Here is a 16,322-nt window from a genome sequence, read left to right as displayed (position 1 = left end):
GGGTGGTCACGCGGCGGACAGGACCATGTGGACCTTGAGGGCGAGATGCACCTGCAGCACCTGGTCGCCGTGGCGCCACTGCGGACCGAGCAGCGAGGTGATGCGGTCGATGCGCTGGTAGAGCGTGTTGACGTGGATGTAGAGCTCGGCGGCGGTGCGGCCCAGGCCGGTGTCGCAGGCGAAGAAGGCGAGCAGGGTGCGGGTGAGCTCGCCGCCGCGCTGGGTGTCGTAGTCGAGGACGGGGCCGATGGTGCGGCGCACGAAGCGGTGCAGCTCCTCGCGGCCCGCCTGATGGAACAGCAGCCCGTAGACGCCCAGTTCGCCGGGGGACGCCCCTTCTCCGTCGCGGTCGAGCGCGAGCAGGACGTCCAGGCAGCGGACCGCGTCGTGGTGTGCCTCGACGATGGCGTCGAGGCCGGGCGCGGCCGTCGCGGCGCCGACCGTGATCGGGTTGTCCACGACCCGCGACAAGTGGTCGGCCAGGACGCGGGCGGCCTCGTCCGGGTCCGGATCCTGCGGCAGGAGGACGACGGTGTCGCCCCGGTATTCGCCCGCGAGACCCCGGGCATGGGCGGCGTACGAAGCCGCGGCATCGGCGATGCGTCGCCGATGGGCGCTGTCACGGCAGCGGGCGGCGAACACCGTGTGCGGGCGGTGAAGGTCGAGGCCCACCAGGGTGGCCCGGCGTCGCAGGCCTTCCGGATCCCGGTGCGGGGAGCCGAGCAGGTCCTCGAGGATCTCGCCGCGCAGCCGGTGCTCGGCCTCGGCGACGGTGCGTTCGCTGAGCAGCATCAGCGCGGTGACGAGCGCGGCACGCTCGAGGGAACGTACCCCTGAGGCGTCCAGGTGGTCGCGGACGAGCAGCAGAACGCCCAGGAGTTCGTTGCCGGCCACGATGGGAGTGGCGCAGGCGGCGGATCCGTCGGCGCCTGCCGGGATACGGCGGGTGCGGCGGGCGTCCGTGCTCAGCACCCGGGCGTCGCGGACCGCACGGGCGGCGGGACACGGATCCGGGAGCGCTCCTTCGGTGCGGGCCTGTTCGACGAGAGGGTCGTCACCGGCGGCGGCCATGGTGCGGCCGCGGGGGTCCAGGACGAGGATGCTCCCGCCGAGGACTTCGGCGAGGGTCTGCGCCACGTCGGCCATCCCGCCGCCGTCGAGAACGATGGTGGTGAGCCGCTCGTGCAGGGCGGCGGCGCGTTCGATGGATTCGCTGTGGGCGCGGATGACGCCGTTGGCTTCGGTGAGTTCGTCGACTGCTCTGCGTACGTCCTGGAAGAGGGTCGCGTTCTCGATGGCGATGGCGGCGTGGTTGGCGAGCGAGACGAGCAGGGCCACTTCGTGCTCGGAGAAGGGGCGGACCCGGCGGTTGGCGGCGAACAGGACGCCGATGACGTTCTCGCCGAGTTTGAGAGGCACTCCCTCGATGGAGATCAGCCCCTCGCCGCCCACGACGTCGTCGATGCAGTGCTCGAAGCGCGGGTCGGCGAAGTAGTCGGAGGTGTTGTACGGAACCGCCGTCTTGGCCACAAGACCACCGAGGCCCGCGCCCATGGCCAGCCGTGCCTGCTTGAACGCGTCGGTGCGAATCCCGTCGGTCACCCGCATATAGGTGTCGCCGCGTTGAGCGTCGTTGAGCATCAGGTAGGCCACGTCGGTGCCGAGCAGGCCCCGAGCCCGGCGGACGATGGCCTGGAGCACGGCCTCCAGATCACGCAGTGAGGACAGGTCCCCCGCTGTTTCGTAGAGCGCGGCGAGCTCGGCCTCCCGGCGGCGACGCTCCTCCAGGCGCGCCCGCACCTGTAGGGCGTCGTCGACGAGCCGGGCGAGCCGAGGCCGGTCCTCGGAAGGGCATCGGTCGAGGAGGGCGTCGTACTCACTCTGCGCGGCGTCTTCGCGCAGCAGGCGCAGCAGGCGCGCCGCGGGCTCCACATCGGCCCGACTGTGTGTGGTCGTCGAGTCCACGGATGCCTCCTGAGTGTTCCGGTACGCGTTCCCGGCTGCGATGCTCGCCGCCCCGGCTCCGTCTGCACAGATCTACGACGACACCGGTTGCGACGAGTCGTCGTGGTCGTGCTCCAGGTGTGGTTCCGGGTCGAGGGCCGGGGAGTGCGTACGGGAGCGCAGCAGGTGCGTGAGTGTGCCCCACACTCCTCGGCGGAAGAGCAGGACGACGACGATGAAGACGCCGCCGGTGACCAGGCCGGTCTCCTCGAAGCCGGACGTGGACAGCCAGTCCTCCAGGCGGACGATGGCGCCGGCGCCCAGCAGGCCGCCCCACAGGGTGCCGATGCCGCCGAGGACTGTCATGACGACCACCTTGCCCGACGTCGTCCAGTACACCTCCTGCAGTGAGGCGAACCCGTGGTTGACCGCGTACAGTCCGCCCGCGAGGCCGGACAGGAACGCGGAGACGGTGAAGACGACGAGCTTGTAGCGGTCGGCGGCATAGCCCAGGGCACGGGCACGTGCGGAGTTGTCGCGCACGGCGGCGATCACCCGGCCGAACGGGGAGTGCACGATCCGCCAGGCGGCGGCGAGGCCGAGCAGCACCACCGGCAGGGCCGCGTAGTAGAAGACGAACGGGTCCGACAGGTCGACGCCCGGCAGGTCGCGGGGAATTCCCTGCAGACCGTTCTCGCCGCCCGTGACATCGCCCCACTGGTTGGCGATGAAGTACACCATCTGCGCGAAGGCCAGGGTGACCATGGCGAAGTAGATGCCGCTGCGCCGGACCGCGAAGAACGCGATGGGCAGGGCGAGCAGCGCGGCGGCCGCCGCCCCGCCCAGCACGGCGACGTAGAACGGCAGTCCGCCGTGGATGGCGATCAGCCCGCTGACGTACGCCGAGCTGCCCCAGAACGCCGCGTGTCCGAAGGACAGCAGCCCGGCGTGACCGAGCAGCAGATCGAAGGCGACGGCGAACAGGCCCCAGCAGAGGATGTCCGTGGCGACCGGCGGATACAGGGCCCAGGGCAGGCCGAAGGCCACGAGCAGCCCGGCGGTGAGCAGGCCCCACCGGATCAGGGCGGGGCGGCCGTGCAGCTTCTCGAGGAGGCCGAGGATCATGCGTGTTCCTCCTTGCCGAACAGTCCGGCGGGCCGGACCAGCAGCACGACGGCCATCAGCAGGTAGACCGAGGTCTGGGACAGGACGGGGACGTAGAGGTTGCCGAGAGCCTGGAGCATGCCGATGGTGAACCCGGCGAGCACGGAGCCGAAGACGGAGCCGAGGCCGCCGATGACGACGACCGCGAACACCGTGATGATCAGGTCGCCACCCATACCGGAGTTGACCGCCCGCATGGGTGCGGCGAGCACGCCGGCCAGGGCCGCGAGCCCGACGCCGAAGCCGAAGACCGGCGTGACCCAGCGTCCCGTGTCGATGCCGAACGCCCAGGTGAGTTCCGGGCGTTCGGTGGCCGCGCGCACGATGGTCCCGATCCGGGTGCGGGTGAGCAGCAGCCACACGGCCAGGCAGAGGGCGACCGAGACGGCGAGTACGAACACCTGGTAGCGCGGGAAGTCGAACAGGCCCAGGTCCATGGAGCCGGGGAAGGGACCGTGCTCGTAGGGCTGGGACTGCGCGCCGTACTTCATGCGCAGCAGGTCCTGGCAGACCAGCGCGATGCCGAAGGTGAGCAGGAAGTTGTAGAGCGGGTCGAGGGCCGTCAGGCGGCGGATCAGCAACCGTTCGAGGAGGGTGCCGGCGACGGCGAGTGCGAGGGGCACGAGCAGCAGCGCCCACCAGAAGCCGAGCCCCGCGCTGTCGGCGAGGGCGACCGCGCCGAACGCGCCGAGCATGTAGAGCGCGCCGTGGGCGAAGTTCACCACGCGCAGCATGCCGAAGATGACGGCGAGGCCGAGGGCGAGCAGGGCGTAGAAGCTGCCGCTGACCAGCCCGTTGAAGGCCTGTTGGAGAAACGAGGTCATGAGTGGGTCCCGTCTTCGGCCGGCGGCCTGCCCGTCGTGCGGGCCGCCGGACCCCGGTGGTCAGCTGAGATGGCAGTCGGGCGAGGGCTCGTCGAACGCCTCGGCGGCGGGGATGGTCTTGACCAGCTCGGTGTAGTCACCGGCCTCGCTCGCCTTGGCCGGGTCCTTGACCTTGGCCAGGTACGCGTCGTGGACGACCCTGTGGTCCTCGGCGCGGATGGTGGCGTTGTGGGCGAAGAAGTCGCTGAACTTGGTGCCGGCCAGCTCTTTCGATACGTCGGCCGCCCGGTCGCTGCCCGCCTTCTGCGCGGCCTCCAGATAGTGCGTCGCCGCCGAGTAGTCGGCCGCCTGGTCGAAGGTGGGCCGCTGTCCCGTGCGCTCCTTGAACCGGTCGGCCCAGGCCTGGGCCTTGGCGTCGACGTTCCAGAACCAGGCCGTGGTGAACATGGTTCCGGCGAGTTTGTCCGCGCCGATGGCCTTGATATCGGTGTCGAAGAGCAGGCCGATGGCCAGCTCGATGCCCTTGTCCTTCAGTTTGAACTGCTGGTACTGCTTGACGACGTTGGCCAGATCACCGCCCGCCTGCAGTGCCCCGAGCACCTGCGGCTTCGGCTTCAGGCCCGGCGCCTTGAGCAGGAAGGTGGAGTAGTTGTCGCTGGGGAACGGCGTGGGGTCCTTGGCGACGACCTTGCCGCCCGCGCCCTCGATGGCCGTCTCGAACTTCTTCTGCATGTCCTGCCCGAAGGCGTAGTCCGGGTAGATCGTGTACCAGTTCCTGCCCCCCGCTTCGGTGACCGCGCCGCCGGTGCCGTGCGCCAGCATGTAGGTGTCGTAGGCCCATTCATAGGTGTACGGATTGCAGGTCTTGCCCGCGAGTTCCGTGGTGGCGGCGCCGGTGTTGAAGTACAGCTTCTTGGCCTGGCCGGCGACGGTCTGCACCGCGAGGGCCGCCGACGAGGTCGGCACGTCGAAGAGCGCGTCGGCCTTCTTGCGGTCGTACATCTCCCGGGCCTGGGTGTTGGCGATCTCCGGCTTGTTCTGGTGGTCGGCCTTGATGACCTCGATGTTCTGGGTGACCGCCTTGTCGCCGTACTTCTTCTTGAAGTCGTCGACGGCCATCTGCACGGCCCGCACCGAGTTCGGTCCCGCGATGTCCGCGTAGACGCCGGACAGGTCGGTGAGCACACCGAGCACGATCTTGTCGTCGCTGACCTTCCCCCCGCCCGAGCTCGGTCCGCCGCCCCCGCAGCCCGCGAGCAGTGCCCCCACCGCGGCCGAGGCCACGACCGTCGACAGCCTGTGCTTCATTGCTTCCTCCTGATGCGTACGTCCCGAATGAGCGGAGGTGACGAGGTGTCACAGTCCGAGATAGGCGAGGAGTTCGCCCTCGCGTCGCCGTACGTCGCCGTTGTCGAGCGCCTCGACGATCCGGCCCTGTGCGAGGAGGTAGTGGCGGTCGGCGACGGTCGCGGCGAAGCGCAGATTCTGCTCCACGAGCAGCACCGACACTCCGTGCTCCTTGGCCCCGCGCAGGATCTCGCCGATCTGCTGCACGACGACCGGGGCGAGGCCCTCGGTCGGCTCGTCGCACAGCAGTACGCGCGCGCCGGCACGTAGGACGCGGGCGAGGGCGAGCATCTGCTGTTCACCGCCGGAGAGCTTGCCGCCGGGGAAGCGGCGGCGCGCGGCGAGCACCGGGAAGGCGTCGTAGATCCGGGTCAGTGGCCACACGGAGCCCGGCGAGGCCGGCGGCAGGGTCAGGTTCTCCTCGACGGACAGGCCCGCGTAGATGCCGCGGTCGTCGGGCACGTACCCGAGGCCGAGCCGGGCCCTGCGATGCGGCGGTGCCGCGGTGATGTCCTTGCCCGCCAGCGCGACCCGGCCGGTCATCTCACAGTGCAGCCCCATGGCGCAGCGCAGCAGGGTGGTCTTTCCCGCGCCGTTACGGCCGACGAGGGTGACGACCTCGCCCTCGCCGACCCGCAGGGACACCTCGTCCAGGGCGGTGGCCTCGCCGTACCGGGCGCTGACGCCCTTGATCTCAAGCAACGTCGGCCCCCAGGTACGCCTCGACGACCCGTGGATCGGTCCTGACCCGGTCGTAGGGGCCCTCCACGAGCACTTCGCCGCGCTGCAGGACCGTGACGGTGTCGGCGAGCGAGCCGACGACGCTCATGTTGTGCTCGACCATCACCACGGTACGTCCCTCGCGGATCCTGTCGATGAGGGCCACGGTGCGGTCGACGTCCTCCAGGCCCATGCCGGCCGTCGGCTCGTCGAGCAGCAGCAGCGCCGGGTCCAGGGCGAGGGCGAGTGCCAGTTCCAGCGCGCGCTTCTGCCCGTACGGAAGATTCCCGGCGGGCCGGTCGGCGAGGTGCTCGAGTCCGACGTCGCCGAGGAGTTCGAGAGCCCGGCGGGAGAAGCGGCGCATCAGTTTGTCCGTGCGCCAGAACCTGCGGCCCAGTCCGGTGCCCGACTGGAGGGCGAGCTCGACGTGTTCCCGGGCTGTCATCTGCGGAAAGAGGCTGGTGACTTGGAAGGAGCGGGCGATACCGAGGCCGGCGATGCGCTCCGGCGGCCGCCCGGTGATGTCGTGTCCGGCGAAGGTGACGCTCCCGCCGGACGGCGTGAGGAATCCGGTCAGCAGGTTGAACAGGGTTGTCTTTCCTGCCCCGTTGGGGCCCACGAGTGCGTGGACCGTGCCCTCGGCGACCCTCAGGTCCACCGCGCTGACGGCGCGGAATCCCTGGAACTCCTTGGACAGGCCTTGCGTGACCAGGATGGCGCGCGGTTGTGTCATGACGCCTCGGATGCGCAGGGGATGCACCGGCGGTTGCCGATGTGGGGCAGACGTTAAGTTCGGCCATGAGCGGCGGCTACGGAGAGAATCTCCACAAGGCACCCCCACACGGGTGTGGGTCTTCTCCCTCCCCGCGCCGCTCCACCCGTCGCCGGTGTGGGTACTTGCTCCACCGAGGTGGGCGACGTTCTGGAGTCTTCCTCCGTCGCCCGGGCCCCGCACCGCGGTGACGATGTGCGCCATGGCGATGATGGAGACCCCGCTCAACACGTGGCTGCTGTTCGGACACGCCCCGCGCTACTTTCCCGACACCGAGGTGGTCACGCGACTTCCCGACGGCCGTGTGCACCGTTACACGTACGCCGAATTCGCCCGCCGCGCCCAGCAGTTGATGCATGCCCTGGACGCTCTCGGCCTGGCGCCGGACGACCGGGTGGCCACCCTCGCCTGGAACGGATACCGGCACCTGGAGGCCTACTGGGCCGTGCCCTGCACCGGGCGCGTCCTGCACACCCTGAACCTGCGGCTCTCCCCCGAGGACCTGGCGTACGTCATCGGCCACGCGGACGACCGCGCCATCCTGGCCGATCCCGATCTGCTGCCACTTCTGGAGAAGGTGCACGCGCGCGGCGGCCTCGCCGGCGTGCGGCATGTCATCGTGCTCGGCGACGAGGTGCCCGACACCGCGCTGCCCGGGGTGGTGGCGTACGAACAGCTGATCGCCGGCCTGCCGGAGGGGTACGCCCCCCGCGACATCGACGAACGGTCGCCGCTCGGCCTGTGCTACACCTCCGGCACCACCGGCCGCCCCAAGGGCGTGCTCTACACGCACCGTTCGACCGTGCTGCACGCCATCGCCGCGTCCTCGCAGTCCGCCATGGCCATCGGCCCCGGTGACTGCGTACTGCCGGTCGTACCCATGTTCCACGCCAATGCCTGGGGTGTCCCCTACACCGCCACTCCGTACGGCGCCAAGCAGGTGTTCCTCAGTGGCTCGCTGGATCCCGTGGCCCTGGTCGAGCTGATGGCCGCCGAGCGGGTCACGGTCGCCGCTGGCGTGCCCACCATCTGGATGGCGGTCGCCGACGAGATCACCGCCCGCGGTGGATTGCCGTCGCTACGGCATCTGCTGTGCGGCGGCGCCCGTCCGCCGCGCGCCCTGATCGAACGCTACCGGCGCGACTTCGGCATCCCTCTCGTGCAGGTGTGGGGCATGACCGAGACCTCGCCGCTGGCCAGTGTGGCGTGGCCGAAGGAGCGGATGCGCGACTGGGACGAGGACCGGATCTCCGACGCGGTGCGCACCCGGGCCGGTCTTCCGCTACCCGGCGTACAGATGGACATCCGTGACGAGGCGGGCAACTCCGTCGCGTGGGACGGAACGTCGATGGGCGATCTGCTCGTCCGCGGGCCATGGATCGCCGATTCCTACCTCGGCGGTGAGGGCGCCGCCCAGTTCACGGACGACGGCTGGTTCCGTACGGGGGACATCGCCATCGGCTCACCGGACGGCTATGTCGTCATCGCCGACCGTGCGAAGGATCTCATCAAGTCCGGCGGCGAGTGGATCTCCTCGGTGGACATGGAGTCGGCCGTCATGGCGCTGCCGGAGGTCGCCGAGGCCGCAGTCATCGCCGTGCCCGACGACAAGTGGCAGGAGCGTCCGCTGATCTGCGTCGCCCCGCGCCCGGGCTCCACCGTGACCCTCGCTCGCGTACGGGAGCACCTCGAGGCCGGAGGCTTCGCGCGCTGGCAACTCCCGGACCGTATCGAGGTCGTGGAGGCCATCCCGCGCACCGGAGTCGGCAAGTTCGACAAGAAGGCGTTGCGTGCCCGCTTCGACTCCTGATTCACCGCTCGCCTTGACCGCTCCCATTGACCGCTCCCGTTCACCGCCCGGAGGGCGAACCATGCACCTGACACGCACCGTCACCTTGTTGTCCGCCGTGCTCCTGTCGACGGCGGGAGTGTCGGCGAGCGCCACCGCTCGATCGGCGGGCTGTCGGCGCCGGGCGGACCTGTGAGCACGACCACCTCGCCACGGCGGGCCGGCTGCCGCTTCAGCGCAGACGGCCCGCCGCTCACGCGTCAGGCGACTCAGCAGGGGAAGACGAGTCCCTCTCTACTGACGAACTGTCATTCGGCCGTCAGCGCGCCGCTTCGAGGATGGCCTGGGCGACCACTTGGGGCTGAGAGACCATCACCGCGTGGCTGGCGCCTTCGGCGATGGTGGTCTTGGCTCCCATGCGCTGGGCGCAGAAGTGCTCGAGGGCCGGGGGGATGATCTGGTCGTTCTCGGACACCACGAAGTGTGTCGGGTGCTCACGCCATGCCGGCGGTCCGGAGACGAAGCCGAAGCGGGCGGCGTCGCTCGCACCTTGGACGGCGGCCATGACCTTGGCCTGCTCCGGTTCGACGTCCGGGCAGAAGTACGTCGGGAAGCGGTCCTGCGGCAGCGTGAAGCGCCCCTGCTTGTCGATCTTGAAGTGGGACGCGGACTCCGACTGGCCGAACGGCTCGCCGAGGTTCTGCACGCTCTCGCCCTCGTCGGGGGCGAAGGCTGCGACGTAGACCATGGCGCTCACGTTCGGAGCGTCGTGTGCGGCCTGCGTGATGACCACGCCGCCGAAGGAGTGGCCGACGATGACCACGGGGCCCGCCAGCTCGTCGAGCACGCTGCGGACCTTGGCGACGTCGTCGGGAATCGACGACAGGGGCTGTTGTACGGCGACGGCTTCATGGCCGGCTGCGTGCAGGAGCGGAATGACCCTGCCCCAGGATGACCCGTCCGCGATAGCTCCGTGAACGAGGAGAATTGTACTCATCGAAACTGCCTCTCCTGGTGACGGAACAGGACGCAAGCGGCAGTTCATGTCCGGGCACAGTTGACGCGTGCCGAACGATTGCTGCCGAATGTCCTGCCTGCCAGCCGATTTGGATTCTGCGGGTTGACCTGCGGATGTGTGGTTGTGCTCAAGCCTGCGAGGCGCCGAGGTGGTCTCCGGAGCCGCCGCCGGCCAGAGTGCCTGACTCCGGTGAGGCGGAGCTCGTGATGGTTGGCCCGGCCGGTATCTTGCGGGCGCGGTGGTCCTGCGCGGTGCCTTGGGCGGCTTCGAGGATCCCGGTAGCTCCGGGGTCGGGCGGACGGGGTGCCGCCTGAGCCGAGCTCGCCGGACGGCGCCAGGGAGGAGCGGCCGGAACGGGCTGCAGCAATGACCTCAGGGGCTGGTCTTGGTTCACCTCCTGCGACCAGCAGGCCGACGACGCGAGACATTCCCCGTCGTCAGTGGAACCCGTGGCGACGAAGGCGCTGCCGTCCCGCGGCGGACTGTTCCGGAGGGTGTGGGCGATGCGAGCCGTGGCCATGAGGGATTCCTGAACGTTCGGTGACCGGAGTCGACCGCTCGGCCGGGAAAACCGCCAGTGCCGCTAGTCCGAAGACGGTGACCGCGGCACCTCCGCTGCCGAGCCCCAGAAGCCGGTCCGATGGCTGAGTGTGTACATCGCGAGGAGGCCTTCCGTGTGTGCTGTTTTGGCGGCATCGATGCTCGTGCGGGGTGGAATGCGGGTGCGCCGCGGTGAGACCCGCTGCCGACCGGTGCCACTTTCGACAGCGATCTTGCCGACTGGAACCCGGGATGGCCATATCGAGCAGCAAACCGGCACCAATGGGCTGTGTTCGCAGCACTTTGGTGCACGCGGACATGGACCAGCGGTCGTAGCCTTCCAAGGGATACCGAAAAGCCAGGCGCAGGACCGCCAGCCCGCATCACCGGAAGCTCCGGATGCGATGTGCGGTGACGCCGCCCGCAGGATCATCAATCCATCGGCAATCCGGAATATTCGATACATCCCACAGATCGAGGAGCACCATGACCACGCATGCGCACGCGACTGCGCCTACCCAGTACATCGAGGCGGAAGGCGTCCGCTACGCGTATCGGCGATTCGGAGCCGAGGCCGGGGTCCCACTGTTGATGCTGCCGCACTTCCGAGCCGGAATGGATCACTGGGACCCGCTGGTCACGAACGGACTGGCAGCGAACCGTCCCGTCATTCTGTTCGACAACGCCGGCATCGGGGCGTCCGGCGGCGAGACTCCGGAGAGCGCCGAGGGATTCGCCAAGAACGTCGTGAGCTTCCTGACGGCCATGGGTCTGGCCGAGATCGACCTGCTCGGCTTCTCCGTGGGCGGCTACGTCAGCCAGGCGTTGGTGCTCGCCCGCCCCGACATGGTGCGGCGCTTGATCCTGGTCGGCACCAAGCCGCGCGCGGGCGAGATGGAAGGGCTGGGGGAACGGGTTCCGGAAGTGGCCAACCACGAGGTCCTGACCGAGGACGACTACCTCTACCTGTTCTTCGGTCCCTCCGAGACGAGCCGGGCCGCCGGCAGGGAATTCTGGAAGCGCAGGCATGCCCGCACGCAGGATGTCGACCCGGAATCGGGCCCCGACAGCGTCAGAGGACAGAACGCGCTGCGTACCGACTGGAACACCGCCCGCGGCGAGCGATTCGAGGAGCTTCGCGGGATCAGGCAGCCCACCTTGATCGTCAATGGAGATAACGACATCATGGTGCCTACCATCAATTCATGGATTCTCTCCCAGTACATTCCGAGTTCACAGCTAATCATTTTCCCCGACTCCGGGCACGGATCCCTGTTCCAGTACCCGGAACTCTTCTGTTCCTACACGGCACGGTTCCTCGATGCCGAAGTCCCTTTCAGCTGACCGACGGATGAGTCGGCCGGCCTCGATGGCCGACTGTTCCGCGGCGCTGGAGACGTCCTGAGTGTCGCCGGACCCCGCAGACCAGACGCTTAGTTTCCCTTTGGTGTACGGATTTCCTCCCGTACGGACATACGAGATCTGAATTGTCAGGTGAGGCGCCCGGCGACACGAATCCTGTCGCGTCGTTTTCTTCCACGAACATCTCGGCGACACGAATGCCGTGACGAAGGCCCTCAAGGGTTTCGACGTGGTGGTGGCGATGCGAGAGAGGACACCGTCCACTGCCGAACGACTCGAGGCGTTGCCCGCACTTCGGCTGCTGGTGACTACAGGGCCGGTCAACGCGTCGATCGACACACAGGCCGCCCGCGGGTTGGGGATCACCGTGTGCGGGACGGACGCTCGGCATCGTCGGACTGGGAACCCTGGGCCTGCGTATCGCCGCGGTGGGCGTGGCCTTCGGCACGCGTGTGGTGGCCTGGAGCAACAATCTGGACCCCGCCCATACCGCCGATCACGGCGTCGAGGCGCTGGACAAACACGAGTTGTTCTCGTCGTCCGACATCATCACCGTCCACTGCAGACTCAGCGAACGCAGCAAAGGCATCATCGGAGTCGACGAGCTGGGCTGGATGAAGCCCACGGCGCTGCTGATCAACACCTCCCACGGCCCACTGGTCGACGCATCCGCACTGGTTGCGGCGCCCCGCGCGAGCCGGAGCGGCTCATGGCCAACCTCCCGCGCGCATACGCCGACATGGGCGGACTGTCGCTCGCGGCGACTGTCGATCGACGTCAGCCGCAGAGCTCCGCGAACCGCTTGGCGTCGACGTTCCCACCGGAGATGATCAGTCCGACGCGTCGCGGCGGCCGGGTGATGCGGCCCGCGAGCAGGGCAGCCAGCCCGCTGGCGCCGCTCGGCTCGACCACGATCTTCAGGCGCTCGAACGCGAAACGCATGGCGGCACGGATGTCGTCGTCGCTCACCAGCGAGATCTCGTCGACGAGCCGCTGGTTGACGGAGAAGGTGAGCTCCCCGGGTATCTCCGCCGCCTGACCGTCGGCAATCGTGCGCGGTACCGTGATGCCGACCCTGCTGCCGGCTTCCAGGGACCGCCTGGTGTCGTCCCCCTGCTCCGGCTCGACGCCGATCACCCGCGTGTCACCGTGCATGCCCTTGGCGGCCGTGGCACTGCCCGCGATCAGCCCGCCTCCGCCAACGGGTACCACGAGCCCACCGAGTTCGCCCGCCTCCTCGATGAGTTCCAGCGCTGCCGTGCCCTGACCGGCGATGACCTCCGGGTGTTCGTAAGGAGGGATGAGCGCCAGTCCCCGCTCGGCGGCCAGGGCCTCGCCCAAGGCCACGCGATCGCCGGTGTACCGGTCGTACGTCACGATCTCCGCGCCATAGCCCGCGGTCGCTTCCATCTTCGACCGCGGCGTGTCCTCAGGCATCAGGATCACGGCCGTGCTGCCCAGCTCCCGGGCGGCCAGCGCGACGGCCTGGGCGTGGTTGCCGGACGAGTAGGCGGCGATGCCCCTCCTCAGCTGCTCCTGCGAGAGCTGGGAGGCGGCGTTGTAGGCCCCCCGGAACTTGAAGGCGCCGATGCGCTGGAAGTTCTCGCACTTGACGTGCACTTCAGCGCCGACGGCTTCGTCCAGCGTCCGTGAGCGCATCACAGGTGTTCGGTGCGCCACCCCTTTGATCCGGGCGGCCGCCCGGCGAATGTCTTTGAGCGTCACCGCGGGCGCGTTCCTGGTGGTCATCCGTGTGCTCCATGAGTTGTACGGGCCCGGGCGTCCCCGACGGAAGTCCACCACTGCCCGGGTGCTGTCTCTTCGGGAACATGATGAGAGGGGGTGTGGACGTCGGGCGGGGTCGGGCCCGCCGCGCGAGACGTCTTGGGGGTGTCGCCGCCAACAAACGGCTTGTCGTGCCGTGGGCGGGCGAGGGTGCCGACCTTGATGTGAAGGGAAAGGGCCCGGAGCGTACGCGGGGGAGGCGCACGCTCCGGACTGCAGGAAATTAGCAGGTGACCGCCGGGCGTCGACCTTGCGAGAGCACGTTGGTGCAGGAAACCGGCCCCAATGTGCAGGCGCGCGGCTGCTCGAAGCAGAGTGGTCACGCGGCGCCGCTGAGAGAGCGCGTCTCGCCGGGCGTGTCTCGAGAAGCCTTCACCTCCTGGCGAGCGGCGGCCTCGGACTCGATCAGCAGGCGCGCGAGGAGCAGCTGCGCGGGATGCGCGGCGTTCTTGGGCAATAGAAGGACTCGGTCAGCGGTGGTGGACGCCCCACCAGTGGGACCGCTGCCAGTCCGGGCAGCGGCTGGCCGGACACCTCGGACGCGACGGCCGGCCCGATGCCGAGTCCTGCAGCGGCAAGCGTGCCCACCGCCTCGGCGCTGGCAGCGGTTCTGACGATGCGTAGGCCGCTGACGGCTCGTTGGGTGCACGGGACCGCGTACGAGGTGCAGCGGCACACACTGCAGGACTACCGCGAGATCTCGGCGCGCAGCGCGGCAGAGGCGGCTTCGCGTCGCTGACGTATGCATATCCCTGATGCGTCCGCAGCTTCCTGCTCTGACCAGCAGGAACTGCGGACGTTTCGCGCAGCGCATCGGGCGCTGAGATACATGCAGTTGGACCGGAAGGTCGCTGCTCTGGACGACTCCGGCCCCGGCCTGTCCACCGCGACCGCCCCTCGGAACGTGAAGGCGACGGCGTACGGAGGCCATCGCCTTCCTCGACACGGTCGGCCTGCAACGCGTCGACGCCCTCGGATTCTCCGCGAGGGCGTGATCGTGGAGGAGTCGGCACTTCTACGGCCCCCCAGCGGCGCCGGCCGGCACCGGTCCTGGCGGCGGCGATGAACGCCTGCTGATCCAGCCCGACGTAGGCCACGGCTCGTTGTCCCGGTATCCGGACGCTTCGCCGGCCTCGTGGAGACCTTCTCGAACTCCTGACGGTCGGACCGTGCCCGCACGTGCCGACCCGGCATCGCCGCTGCCCGGCTGACACGGTGGGCGTTGATGCAGTCAGGCCTCCTGCGCGGACCGGGAGATGTAGTGCGTGCCTTGACGAACAAACTCTTGGCGGAAGCCACACTATGTCCGCCTCGCTCACAGGAGTTGGCGACTCTCGTCACCGGTGTCGCCGGGCCTGCGGCTTGTCGTGGACGCCGTCCAGCACGGCACGAGCTGCCGGTGCGGGCGGCGCGTGTCGCCGCCGGACATCAGCAGCTTTCCGGGAGTCTCGGGAGCTCGGCCGTGGTCCCCGCCCGGCAGGCTTCGACGGCTTGACCGCCCGGCCGGCTCAAGCGGCACGAGGACGCCGCCATGGACTGGTACGGCCCACCCAGGTGGGCTGGCCCAGTCGCCGCGATCCCCTCAGACCGAGGTCTCGATGTGTGCCCGGGCCGCCTCGATGATCGTGTCGGACAGCCGGGGATCGGCCTCGGCCACGGCCCGTGAGAGAGCCAGCGCGCCGATCATGGTGCACAGAGTGGCGAAGTCGGGCTCGGCCCCCGGCCCCCGGCCCGGTGCGTCCAGCTCGCGCAGATGGCTGAGCGACTCAGCCATGCCTTTGATACCCGAAGCAAGAATGCGCTGGATCTCCGCGGAACTCCGCCCGGCGTCGTACGCCAGTGCCGCGACGCTGCATCCGTCCTCGGGACCGTCCCGGTGCCGGGCCGACACGTAGTCCTCCACGAACTGCTGCAGCAAGGACTCGGTATCGGGACCGCGGCCTTCCTTGCCCTGCGCTGCCACGGCATCTACGGCCGCGACACTGTCTGCGACCCCACGCTCGCACACCGCTGCCGCCAGCGCCTCCTTGGAGTCGAAGTAGCCGTAGAAGCCACCGTGGGTCAGCCCTGCGGCCTTCATCACATCGGCGATGGTCACATCATCGAAGCCGCGCTTTCTGAACTGCTGACCTGCGCTGACGACGATGGCCTCACGGTTTGCAGCCACCTGCTCACGAGAAGCACGCATGTCCACCTCCTGTGCCGGGATCCTTGCTTGACAATTTACATGATGCTCATCATGATTGAGTTATTCATGATGGACATCATGTAAACCGTTGGGGTGGTCACCCCGGACGCCGCCAGGCAGCGAACTCTCCGCCGGCGGCGCAACCCGAGAGAAAGAACCCATGAGCACCCACGCGTACCCACACGCACGCACCGCCCTGGTCCTGATCGACCCTCTCAACGACTTCCTGGCCGAGGACGGGAAGCTCAGCGGACAGATAGGCCCCATGCTCGACAAGACCGACCTGCGCGCGCAGCTGATCCGCCTTGCGGCAGCCGCACGCGAAGCAGGCGTCACCGTCTTCTACGCGCCCCACGGTCTCCACGAGGGCGTCTTCGACGACGTCAAGCACGTGCTCCCGCGCTTCCAGTTCGCGGTCGACAACCAGGTCTTCTGGGAGGGCACCTACGGTGCCGACTTCTACCCGCCGCTGCGCCCGCAGGAAGGCGACGTCGTCGTCAGCCGCCACCACATGTTCGACTCCTTCGCCGGCACCGATCTGGACGAGCAGCTCACCGCCCGCGGCATAGAGCACGTGGTTCTGGCCGGACTGACCTCCCAGACCTGTGTCGAGGGAACCGGCCGGCACGCACTGGAAGCCGGATACCACGTCACCTTCCTCACGGACGCCGTGGCGGAGTTCACCGAGGAAGCCCATCGGGCCGCCCTGGAGATCTCCTACCCCACCTACGGCCACGAGGTCACGACGATCGACGGGTTCCTGGCCGCCGTCGACCCGTCTCCGACCGCCTGACGATCCCGCAAGCAGCAAGTCACCAGGCGGGACACAGGCCCGACGACCCGACGCGGGCACCGCGCGGAGCCAACCA

At 68.9% G+C, this 16,322-nt stretch carries 14 protein-coding genes and 1 pseudogene; 5 read left to right on the top strand and 10 right to left on the bottom strand.

The window, feature by feature from the left end; translation table 11 throughout:
- Positions 1-6 precede the first annotated feature (6 nt).
- The 6 genes from OG568_RS43175 to OG568_RS43150 all read right to left on the bottom strand — a co-directional run bounded on the left by OG568_RS43175 (position 7) and on the right by OG568_RS43150 (position 6,732).
- Positions 7-1,965, bottom strand: coding sequence for a helix-turn-helix domain-containing protein (locus OG568_RS43175; protein WP_329535480.1), 1,959 nt, complete (start codon positions 1,963-1,965; stop codon positions 7-9).
- Between the two features lie 72 nt (positions 1,966-2,037).
- Positions 2,038-3,069 carry a branched-chain amino acid ABC transporter permease gene (locus OG568_RS43170; protein WP_329535479.1) on the bottom strand — a complete coding sequence of 344 codons (1,032 nt, stop codon included), beginning with the start codon at positions 3,067-3,069 and terminating at the stop codon, positions 2,038-2,040.
- Positions 3,066-3,932: a branched-chain amino acid ABC transporter permease gene (locus OG568_RS43165; protein WP_329535478.1), complete on the bottom strand. Its 867-nt coding sequence runs from the start codon at positions 3,930-3,932 to the stop codon at positions 3,066-3,068. The genes OG568_RS43170 and OG568_RS43165 overlap by 4 nt, the downstream gene beginning before the upstream one ends.
- Positions 3,933-3,992: 60 nt before the next feature.
- Positions 3,993-5,240 carry an ABC transporter substrate-binding protein gene (locus OG568_RS43160; RefSeq protein ID WP_329535477.1) on the bottom strand — a complete coding sequence of 416 codons (1,248 nt, stop codon included), beginning with the start codon at positions 5,238-5,240 and terminating at the stop codon, positions 3,993-3,995.
- Positions 5,241-5,288: 48 nt separating this feature from the next.
- Entirely contained in the window at positions 5,289-5,981 is a 693-nt protein-coding gene (locus OG568_RS43155; RefSeq protein WP_329535476.1) for an ABC transporter ATP-binding protein, read from the bottom strand.
- Positions 5,974-6,732 (bottom strand): ABC transporter ATP-binding protein, encoded by a 759-nt coding sequence (locus OG568_RS43150; RefSeq protein WP_329535475.1) that lies wholly within the window; start codon positions 6,730-6,732, stop codon positions 5,974-5,976. The genes OG568_RS43155 and OG568_RS43150 overlap by 8 nt, the downstream gene beginning before the upstream one ends.
- Positions 6,733-6,973: 241 nt before the next feature.
- On the opposite strand from OG568_RS43150, the gene OG568_RS43145 reads away from it, so the two are divergent.
- On the top strand, positions 6,974-8,581 hold the full coding sequence (locus OG568_RS43145; protein WP_329535474.1) for a long-chain fatty acid--CoA ligase: 1,608 nt from the start codon (positions 6,974-6,976) through the stop codon (positions 8,579-8,581).
- Positions 8,582-8,879: 298 nt separating this feature from the next.
- Here the strand turns inward: OG568_RS43145 and OG568_RS43140 are convergent, their stop codons facing one another.
- On the bottom strand, positions 8,880-9,557 hold the full coding sequence (locus tag OG568_RS43140) for an alpha/beta fold hydrolase (protein WP_329535473.1): 678 nt from the start codon (positions 9,555-9,557) through the stop codon (positions 8,880-8,882).
- Between the two features lie 1,047 nt (positions 9,558-10,604).
- Here OG568_RS43140 and OG568_RS43135 point away from each other — a divergent pair.
- The 3 genes and pseudogenes from OG568_RS43135 (at position 10,605) to OG568_RS43130 (ending at position 12,310) form a co-directional block, all read left to right on the top strand.
- Complete coding sequence (locus tag OG568_RS43135; protein ID WP_329535472.1) at positions 10,605-11,462, top strand: alpha/beta fold hydrolase; 858 nt, start codon at positions 10,605-10,607, stop codon at positions 11,460-11,462.
- A gap of 220 nt (positions 11,463-11,682) precedes the next feature.
- Positions 11,683-11,799, top strand: a pseudogene (locus OG568_RS61575) (D-2-hydroxyacid dehydrogenase family protein); the annotation flags it as partial.
- A gap of 70 nt (positions 11,800-11,869) precedes the next feature.
- Positions 11,870-12,310, top strand: a complete 441-nt coding sequence (locus tag OG568_RS43130; RefSeq protein ID WP_329536604.1) for an NAD(P)-dependent oxidoreductase — start codon at positions 11,870-11,872, stop codon at positions 12,308-12,310.
- Here OG568_RS43130 and OG568_RS43125 read toward each other — a convergent pair.
- From OG568_RS43125 to OG568_RS43115, 3 genes are all read right to left on the bottom strand, one after another.
- Positions 12,258-13,229 carry a pyridoxal-phosphate dependent enzyme gene (locus OG568_RS43125; protein WP_329535471.1) on the bottom strand — a complete coding sequence of 324 codons (972 nt, stop codon included), beginning with the start codon at positions 13,227-13,229 and terminating at the stop codon, positions 12,258-12,260. The genes OG568_RS43130 and OG568_RS43125 overlap by 53 nt on opposite strands.
- 355 nt (positions 13,230-13,584) lie before the next feature.
- Positions 13,585-13,722: a hypothetical protein gene (locus OG568_RS43120; RefSeq protein ID WP_329535470.1), complete on the bottom strand. Its 138-nt coding sequence runs from the start codon at positions 13,720-13,722 to the stop codon at positions 13,585-13,587.
- Positions 13,723-14,847: 1,125 nt separating this feature from the next.
- Positions 14,848-15,453, bottom strand: a complete 606-nt coding sequence (locus OG568_RS43115; protein WP_329535469.1) for a TetR/AcrR family transcriptional regulator — start codon at positions 15,451-15,453, stop codon at positions 14,848-14,850.
- A gap of 160 nt (positions 15,454-15,613) precedes the next feature.
- Here OG568_RS43115 and OG568_RS43110 point away from each other — a divergent pair, with 160 nt between their 5' ends.
- Positions 15,614-16,246 (top strand): isochorismatase family cysteine hydrolase, encoded by a 633-nt coding sequence (locus OG568_RS43110; protein ID WP_329535468.1) that lies wholly within the window; start codon positions 15,614-15,616, stop codon positions 16,244-16,246.
- Positions 16,247-16,322 lie beyond the last annotated feature (76 nt).

The sequence above is a fragment of the Streptomyces sp. NBC_01450 genome (genome assembly GCF_036227505.1).
Taxonomy (GTDB): Bacteria; Actinomycetota; Actinomycetes; order Streptomycetales; family Streptomycetaceae; genus Streptomyces.
The sequence above is the reverse complement of the archived record's forward strand: the minus strand, read 5'-3'. Positions and strand labels throughout refer to the sequence as shown.